At 39.5% G+C, this 7,643-nt stretch carries 9 protein-coding genes; all 9 read left to right on the forward strand.

Translation table 11 applies throughout. From position 1 onward, the window contains the following. The coding region (locus AC3LHT_RS05705) for a MurR/RpiR family transcriptional regulator (RefSeq protein ID WP_488662235.1) at positions 1 to 326 on the forward strand (326 nt) is incomplete at its 5' end. A gap of 22 nt (positions 327 to 348) precedes the next feature. Beyond that, a complete protein-coding gene (locus AC3LHT_RS05710) occupies positions 349 to 1,233 on the forward strand; it encodes a dihydrodipicolinate synthase family protein (RefSeq protein ID WP_290647369.1) in 885 nt (294 codons plus the stop codon). Between the two features lie 20 nt (positions 1,234 to 1,253). Next, complete coding sequence (locus AC3LHT_RS05715; protein ID WP_290647370.1) at positions 1,254 to 2,231, forward strand: sugar kinase; 978 nt, start codon at positions 1,254 to 1,256, stop codon at positions 2,229 to 2,231. An 8-nt stretch (positions 2,232 to 2,239) separates the two neighbouring features. Further along, positions 2,240 to 3,208 carry a sugar kinase gene (locus tag AC3LHT_RS05720; RefSeq protein WP_488662236.1) on the forward strand — a complete coding sequence of 323 codons (969 nt, stop codon included), beginning with the start codon at positions 2,240 to 2,242 and terminating at the stop codon, positions 3,206 to 3,208. Next, the gene (locus AC3LHT_RS05725; RefSeq protein WP_290647372.1) at positions 3,205 to 4,158 is read left to right on the forward strand and encodes a tripartite tricarboxylate transporter substrate binding protein; all 954 of its coding nucleotides are present in this window, start codon (positions 3,205 to 3,207) and stop codon (positions 4,156 to 4,158) included. Before AC3LHT_RS05720 ends, AC3LHT_RS05725 begins: the two co-directional genes overlap by 4 nt. A 56-nt stretch (positions 4,159 to 4,214) precedes the next feature. Beyond that, a complete protein-coding gene (locus AC3LHT_RS05730; protein WP_488662237.1) occupies positions 4,215 to 4,685 on the forward strand; it encodes a tripartite tricarboxylate transporter TctB family protein in 471 nt (156 codons plus the stop codon). A gap of 18 nt (positions 4,686 to 4,703) precedes the next feature. Continuing rightward, the gene (locus AC3LHT_RS05735; RefSeq protein ID WP_488662238.1) at positions 4,704 to 6,188 is read left to right on the forward strand and encodes a tripartite tricarboxylate transporter permease; all 1,485 of its coding nucleotides are present in this window, start codon (positions 4,704 to 4,706) and stop codon (positions 6,186 to 6,188) included. Between the two features lie 4 nt (positions 6,189 to 6,192). Continuing rightward, positions 6,193 to 6,549 (forward strand): YhcH/YjgK/YiaL family protein, encoded by a 357-nt coding sequence (locus tag AC3LHT_RS05740; RefSeq protein WP_290647375.1) that lies wholly within the window; start codon positions 6,193 to 6,195, stop codon positions 6,547 to 6,549. 536 nt (positions 6,550 to 7,085) lie between these two features. Next, positions 7,086 to 7,643 (forward strand): Ig-like domain-containing protein (locus AC3LHT_RS05745; protein WP_488662239.1); only part of this gene is annotated, 558 nt, incomplete at its 3' end.

Raw genomic sequence — 7,643 nt, forward strand, 5'->3', positions numbered from 1 at the left:
TGAGTAAATTAAAGCCGAATGATAGTGTGCTTGCAATTTCTTATTCAGGAGAATCAAAGGATGTCATTATTCCTCTGGAACACAGAAAAGGGGCAAAAGTGATAGCCATAACGGGAAACAAAGAATCCTTTTTGGGAAGAATATCTGATGTTGTGTTTGATGTAGGTGTTAAAGAAATAAGCATGAGAACAGATGCTCTTATTTCAAGATATATGCAGATGGCAATAGTAGATATTCTCTTTACGGTTTTGGCTGTTAAAGGTGGCGAAGAGGTTTTGAATGAATTATCCGATACAAGAAGATGTTTCTCACACCTAAAATTTTGATTCAAATAAGGAGGCGTTTTGAATGGAGAAGGACATAAGAGGAATAATACCACCTGTTGTCACAATTTTTAATGCTGATGGAAAAGTTGATGAAGCAAGGTACAGAAATCACATCGAATTCTTAGCAAACAAAGTTCATGGATTGTTTGTGTGTGGTACATATGGGGCTGGACCTGCAATGACTTTAGAAGAACGGAAGCGGGTGACAGAGATCGCAATTGATCAGGTTAATGGACGGGTTCCTGTCATTGTTCATGTAGGAGCTTCTTGTCCTGAAGATATAGTCGAATTAACTGTGCATGCCAAAAGCACAGGAGCCGTTGCTGTGGCATCAGTTGCACCATTTTATTATAAGTACAAGCAAGCTGATATCATAAGATTTTTTGACGAACTAATTTCCAAAGCCGATATTCCGGTTTATCTATACAACAATCCAAAGACTACAGGTCTTGAAATAGAAATAGAAACGCTAAAAGTATTGAAAAAACATGGTTTAGCAGGTATTAAAGATAGTACGTTTGATCTCTCATATTTTTACCGGGTAAAAACGGAAGTTGGGTTTGACAACTTTGTTTACATCTCTGGAACAGAAGCCTTCATCGTTCCCACAATTCCACTCGGTGCTTCAGCAGCTATATGTGGACTTGCAAACGCCTTCCCAGAGATTGTCGTTGAGCTGTATGAAGCTGCAATCAACAAGGAATTTGAAAAAGCTCTAGAACTTCAGGAAAAGGTAAACGCGCTAAGACAGGTTCAGCATCTTACAGACAGCATTCTTGGAATTCATATTATGCTTAAGCTTAGGGGCATAGATTCTGGTTACCCTAAAAAGCCACTGGCTCTACCTGACAACAAAGTGATGGAAAGAATAAAGTTATCTCTTGAAAATCTTGACGTGGAATTATGATTTCTGTGGTAGGTGATTATATGAAAAAAGCTGTTGGCATGGGAGAAATCATGATTCAAATGAACCCCACGGGGAAAGGGGCTCTTAAATATCAGACTGTCTTTGAAAGACACGTTGCTGGTTCAGAGGCAAACATTATCATTCAAATGCAAAGACTCGGTATTCAAACTTCGTTTATCACTTCTGTCGGCGATGACCAATTTGGTGAAATTATCAGTTCAACGTTGAGAGCAGAAGGAACAAATACCAGCGGAGTAAAAGTGGATCCCGACCATCCTACGGGCATTTATTTTGTTCAAAGGAGCTATCCTGTTCCAAACAAAACTAAGGTTTTTTATTACAGGAAAGGATCAGCAGCAAGTTTTCTGTCATCGGAAGATATTAACGAAAGTCTTTTCGAGAACACGGACCTCTTCTTGGTAAGCGGGATAACTCCTGCGTTGAGTGAAAAGTGTATGAACGCCGCTTTAAAGGCCATAGAAATTTGTGAGAGAAAAAGAATAAAAATTGCTTTTGATACCAATATACGTGTAAATCTTTTGCAAAATGCACAAAAAGCATTGGAAGTTTTGTCAGTATTTATCCAAAAGGCGCAGATTCTTTTCACTGGAACTGGCGACCTTTCTTTTCTCTTTGGAAGCGATTTTACCGATAATATCAAAAGCATGAGTAAAATCGCCAAAAACGCAGAATTGCTTGTAATCAAGAAAGGAGAAGAAGGTGCTTTATGTCTCGATTTAAGTTCAGGCAAAAAGTTTGAACATCCGTCATATCCTGTGGAGGTAATCGATGAACTCGGTGCTGGAGACGCTTTTGATGGGGCCTTTTTGGCTGGCATTTTGAAAGGCCATTCGATCGAGCAAAATCTTAAATATGGTTGTGCAGCCGGTGCTATGACAGTTTCACTGAAAGGAGATATTGAACCTCTGCCATCTTGGAAGGATTTGGAACTGTTTATCGAAACTTTTGAAACTAATGATGAGAAGCTATTGAGGTAGTGTGAAGGATGATTGAGGTTTACTGTTGGGGAGAACCTTTGGCGGGTTTTTATTCTAAGAACCCAAACGCATTGGGAAAGCCCGGTGAATTCAGAATGACCTGGGGTGGAGATACCTCAAATGTGGCCCTTGCGGTGAAAAAACTTGGGCACAATTCAGGCTATATAACAAAAATAGGCGACGATTTTCTCGGGCAGGGCCTGTTTAAATTATGGAGACAAGAGGATGTAGATACAACGAATGTTTTTATCGATAAAGAACATGCAACAGGTATGTACTTTGTGGATTTCAATGAGAAAGGGGAGCATTTCTTTTATTATAGGAGAAAAGGTTCTGCCGCCAGCACAATGAATAAAGACTTTTGCAATTCAGTACGCGTGGATGATGGAAAAATCCTTCATTTGAGTGGAATTTCACAGGCAATAAGTTTTGATTGTCTTGAGTGTAGTTTCGATTTGGTTGAGAAGTTCAAATCCCGTGGGTTCAAAATTTCCTATGATCTGAATTATAGAGAAAAACTTTGGTCGCGAAAAATCGCTAAAAATGTTTATAAAACAACGATAGAATTCGCTGACATTGTATCTTTTAACGAAGAAGAGGCGCGTATTTTAGGGCTTTCACAAAATCCACTTGAAGCAGTTAAAGAAGCCTTGTATATGGGGCCTGAAACTGTTGCTTACAAACTCGGTAGCAAAGGCGCTGTTCTTGGAACCAAAGAAAAGGTAGTTGCTTATAGTGCACCGCAAATTCAGGTTAAGGACACGGTAGGAGCTGGAGATGCTTTTATGGGAGCGGTGATAGTTGGAATTATTGAAAAGATGGATGAAGAAGAGATACTGAAATTTGCCATTTCAACGGCTGCATTAACTTGCAGAAAAACGGGGTCTGTAGAAGGACAGCCAAGAAGATTTGAGGTAGATAATTTTATTAGCTCAACAGATTTTCATAACCTTATTAGGGGAGGTGTTAGTGAATGAAAAAAGTACTTTTTGTATTTCTGGTTCTTGCACTTAGCATAGGAATATTTGCTGCTAAATATCCAACAAAACCTGTAACAATAATTTGCCCTTGGGGTGCCGGAGGCGGAACCGATAGGCTTGCAAGATTCCTTGCAGATCAGCTTTCAAAGGAGTTAGGGAAGCCCTTTGTGGTTGTTAACAGAACCGGAGGCGGCGGTGCGGTTGGTCATGCAGCGGGTGCTTATGCTAAACCAGATGGTTATACTTTAACATTGGTTACGCTGGAAATAGCGACTATGCATTGGTTAGGGCTTACAACGCTCACATACGATGATTTTGATTACATTGCACAGCTCAATGTTGACCCGGCAGGCGTAATTGTAAAAGCGGATGCATCCTGGAACAGCGTCACGGAGTTGTTAGTAGATATAGCGATGAATCCCGGGAAACTCCTGTTCTCAGGCTCTGGTGCGGGAACTATATGGGATCTCTCGAGAATTGGCATGTTGAATGCTGTGGGTATTCCACCGGATTATGTTATCTGGTCACCCACTAAGGGAGCAGCTCCTTCGATTGTCGAGTTGCTTGGTGGCCATGTTGATGTAATAACTTGTAGCATTCCTGAAGCTTGGCCCCAGATCGCTGCAGGACAGTTAAAAGCTTTGGCAATCATGTCAGACGAACGAGACCCAAGATTCCCAGATATACCAACTTTGAAAGAACAGGGGATTAACTGGTCTTCCGGTACCTGGAGAGGCGTAGCAGTTCCAAAAGGAACTCCAGACGATGTAAAAACGATCCTTGGAAATGCAATACAGAAGATTTACAACTCCGATGCTTTCAAAGACTTCATGAATAAGAATGGCTTTGGTATGACTTACAAGAATTCTAAAGAATTCTATAATTTTGTCAAAGAGCAGGACAAAGTTTGGAAAGCCGTTCTTGAACTCGGTGGATATATTCATTAAACCATGCCCCCGGTCAACGCCGGGGGTTTTTGAAACATTTTTTGAGGGGTGAATATATGAAACTAAAGGATATTGTTTATGGAAGCACCCTTATCATTATTAGCATATTTGTTTTTGCCATAGGATCGGGTTTCCCAAATTATGTTGTAAGAAGCAAAGAACTTCCAGGGCCTAAGTTTTTTCCTTTTTTGATTGCCTATTTGTTGATTTTTGCAGGGGTCTATTTTATTGTGCGCAGTTTTCTACGTAAGCGCAAGGCTGAAGAGACTAACGCCACTAGCCTTGTAACTAAGCGGGGCATCTTAAGGGTTATTAGCATAATAGTTGGAATCTTGCTGTATGTCCCATTGATAAACCTGATTGGGTTTAAGGTTGGTACGTTTATACTTGCAGCGCTATTTATGTATATACTTGGGGTTAAGCTTTTGAGAGCTTTGCTATATTCGTTAATATTGACCATTGTAATTGTCTTAATATTTGGCATGGTTTTCTCGATTCCTTTCCCTCAAGGATTCTTGCCATTCTAATTTGACAGAGGTGGTGTTATGGATAACATTCTTGTGGCATTACAACCGAACATTATCATACCTCTTTTGATTTCAATGTTTTTTGGGATATTTGTAGGAGGCATTCCAGGCTTAACTGCCACAATGGCGGTTGCTTTGATTATTCCGATAAGTTATTACATGACTCCTTTGGCTGGTTTAGCAATGGTTCTTGGGGCATCATTTACAGCTATTTTTGCCGGAGATATTCCTGCAACATATCTCAGAATTCCTGGAACACCTGCATCAGGTGCAGCGGTGTTAGACGGATTCGAAATGACCAAGAAAGGAAAAGGTGGATTAGCCTTGGCCCTTGACTTGCTTTGCTCTACCATAGGAGGAATTATCGGTGTATTACTGTTAATACTTGTTGCTCCACCTTTGGCAAATTTTGCATTGAAATTTACGAATTATGAGTACTTCTGGCTAGGGATATTCGGATTAAGTATGAGTGCAGTCTTGAGCAGGGGAAACGTGATAAAAGGATTGTCTTCTGCATTGTTGGGATTACTTATATCTACCATAGGTATAGATATAACCACGGGATATCCCAGATTCACCTTTGGAAATATTGAACTGATGGGTGGTATTAGTTTTATTCCGGCTATGATAGGCCTTTTTGGAATATCAGAAGTGTTGAAGCGCATACAGGGTAGTGACAAAGATTTAGAGTTGCCAACTGTTGAGGAAAAGATGAAACTTTCTATTCCTCAGGCAATGAAAATCACTTTCAGGAAGTTTTTCATTGTCATAAAGTCCTCAGTGATTGGCACTTTCATTGGGGCATTGCCTGGTGCTGGAGCTGATATTGCAGCTTGGGTAGCCTATGGAGTGGAAAAGAAAACCTCAAAAAGAAGTGATGAATTTGGCACGGGAATAGTTGATGGTGTTATTGCACCTACGAGTGCTAACAACGCTGCTCTTGGTGGCACTTGGATACCTGCTTTGGTATTTGGAATACCCGGAGATACCATTACCGCTATTGTTCTAGGAGCTATGTTGATGTATGGACTGAGACCTGGTCCCTTAATATTCCAGGAAAATGCCGATCTTGTTCAGGGAATTTTTACTATTGCTATTGTTGCGCAGATTATCTTACTTTTTGTTGGGTATCTTGGAATAAAGGCGTATTCGTATTTACTTAAAATGAAGACATCAATAGTGCTTGCAGCTGTGGTTATTTTTTCTATGATAGGATCATATGCAATAAGGAATAGTTTTTTTGATATCTATGTAATGTTGATCTTTGGGGTTATTGGCTATCTGCTGGAGAAAATTAAAGTTCCACTTGCTCCTATGATACTGGGAATCATTCTTGGCCCGATGATAGAAGACAATCTGAGGGTTGGCCTTACTAAAACAAGCGGGAACTGGTTACCCTTCTTCGATAGACCTATTTCTATAGCTCTTATATCATTCATTCTCTTCGTTTTCTTTGGTGGATATGTGATCAAGTTTTTTGTGAAGTTATTCCATAGAAGGTGAGAAAATGAAAGTGAAAATTCTTAAAGATATTTTTGAAAATATGGCTGGTAAGAGTGTGACTGTATATGATGAAACGTATATTAAAGTCGCTGAAATAGAAAATCTGGAAGGTGAACCTGAAATACATAAAGCTTATACTGATGTTTATATTGTCATTGAGGGAAAAGGCAATCTTTACACTGGAAAAAAGCTAAAAACTGCTGTTGAGATTTCTGCCGGTGAATTTAGGGGTAAAGAAATTGAAGACGCTGAGCAACATGAATTATATAAAGATTCGATCGTTGTAATCCCTCCTGGAATCGCCCATAAACTAGATGTTAAAGAGAAAATGAAACTCGTTGTCTTAAAACTCAAAGCTTAAAAGGGAGCGAAAGCTCCTTTTTTTAATTTAGAGAAATCCAAGCAAAATATACGTTTAAACAATTAAGGATCATCAAACGAGCATAGAGTATAGTTTTTATTTGATAGAGCGAGTGCACATTTTTACTCCAACTCTATTTTTTTATTGGTTTTCTTTGATAAAAATGATAGCATGACATTGATATTTGTGCGACTTAGGTGCTTCGGATGAAAAAGCAAAGGGAAAGATGGTCATTGAAAAGGCATGGAACAGTTGTACTTCATAGCTGTAAAATGAACCGAAGAACAGTTTCATGCCTGCTGTATATATCTTGAATTCTTCTGATGACACTGAAATGCCAACTTCAGCTGCAAAGAATAGGATGATTCTTTCTCATAAAAACTATCCTGTTCAAATTCAAGCCAGTCTTTAACTTTCAAAAAGCTCCATTGAGCTTTAGATAGATTATATTGTGCCGAATGAAAAGCAGAAATAAAACAACAGAAGAAGTAGATCCGAAGGTCTCAACAAGTACTATTGCGAAAGGAGGGGGCTGAATGAGGTATAAAGTCCTTTTTATGAGTATTTTAACTGTTCTTACTTTTCTGTTGAGTACAGGCTGTATTAAATTAAATGTTCCACCGGTATTTTCCGACATTCCTAACCAAAATGTAAGTGAAGGAGATACACTGGAACTCAACCTGTTGGATTACGCTTCTGATCCAGATGGAGACCCACTGAGCTTTACATTGTTGAGTGGAGTGGGAACCATAACAGTTAGTACGTACAGTTACAGCCCTGATTATGGTGCATCTGGAACTTACCAGGTGGAAATAGAAACAAATGATGGTAGGGGTGGAACGGCGAACGATAGCTTTTTGATATCTATCAACCACCTCCCTTTGGAACCATATAACCCGAATCCAATAAATGGGGCTACGGATGTTTCCATAAACGCAACGCTGTCCTGGAATTGCAACGACCCGGATGGAGACATTTTAACTTATGATATATACTTTGGTATTAACATGACTCCGCCACTTATAGCATCCGATATAAGCGATACAACCTACAATCCAGGTGAACTAAACGGTGGTGAAACATACTATTGGAAA

The sequence above is a fragment of the Kosmotoga sp. genome (assembly GCF_982836095.1).

What these genes read in the sequence shown, in the direction of transcription:
- AC3LHT_RS05715 (WP_290647370.1), top strand. Translation starts at nt 1,254, where the DNA reads ATGAAAAAAGCTGTTGGCATGGGAGAAATCATGATTCAAATGAACCCC.
- AC3LHT_RS05725 (WP_290647372.1), top strand. Translation starts at nt 3,205, where the DNA reads ATGAAAAAAGTACTTTTTGTATTTCTGGTTCTTGCACTTAGCATAGGA.
- AC3LHT_RS05735 (WP_488662238.1), top strand. Translation starts at nt 4,704, where the DNA reads ATGGATAACATTCTTGTGGCATTACAACCGAACATTATCATACCTCTT.
- AC3LHT_RS05730 (WP_488662237.1), top strand. Translation starts at nt 4,215, where the DNA reads ATGAAACTAAAGGATATTGTTTATGGAAGCACCCTTATCATTATTAGC.
- AC3LHT_RS05710 (WP_290647369.1), top strand. Translation starts at nt 349, where the DNA reads ATGGAGAAGGACATAAGAGGAATAATACCACCTGTTGTCACAATTTTT.
- AC3LHT_RS05740 (WP_290647375.1), top strand. Translation starts at nt 6,193, where the DNA reads ATGAAAGTGAAAATTCTTAAAGATATTTTTGAAAATATGGCTGGTAAG.
- AC3LHT_RS05720 (WP_488662236.1), top strand. Translation starts at nt 2,240, where the DNA reads ATGATTGAGGTTTACTGTTGGGGAGAACCTTTGGCGGGTTTTTATTCT.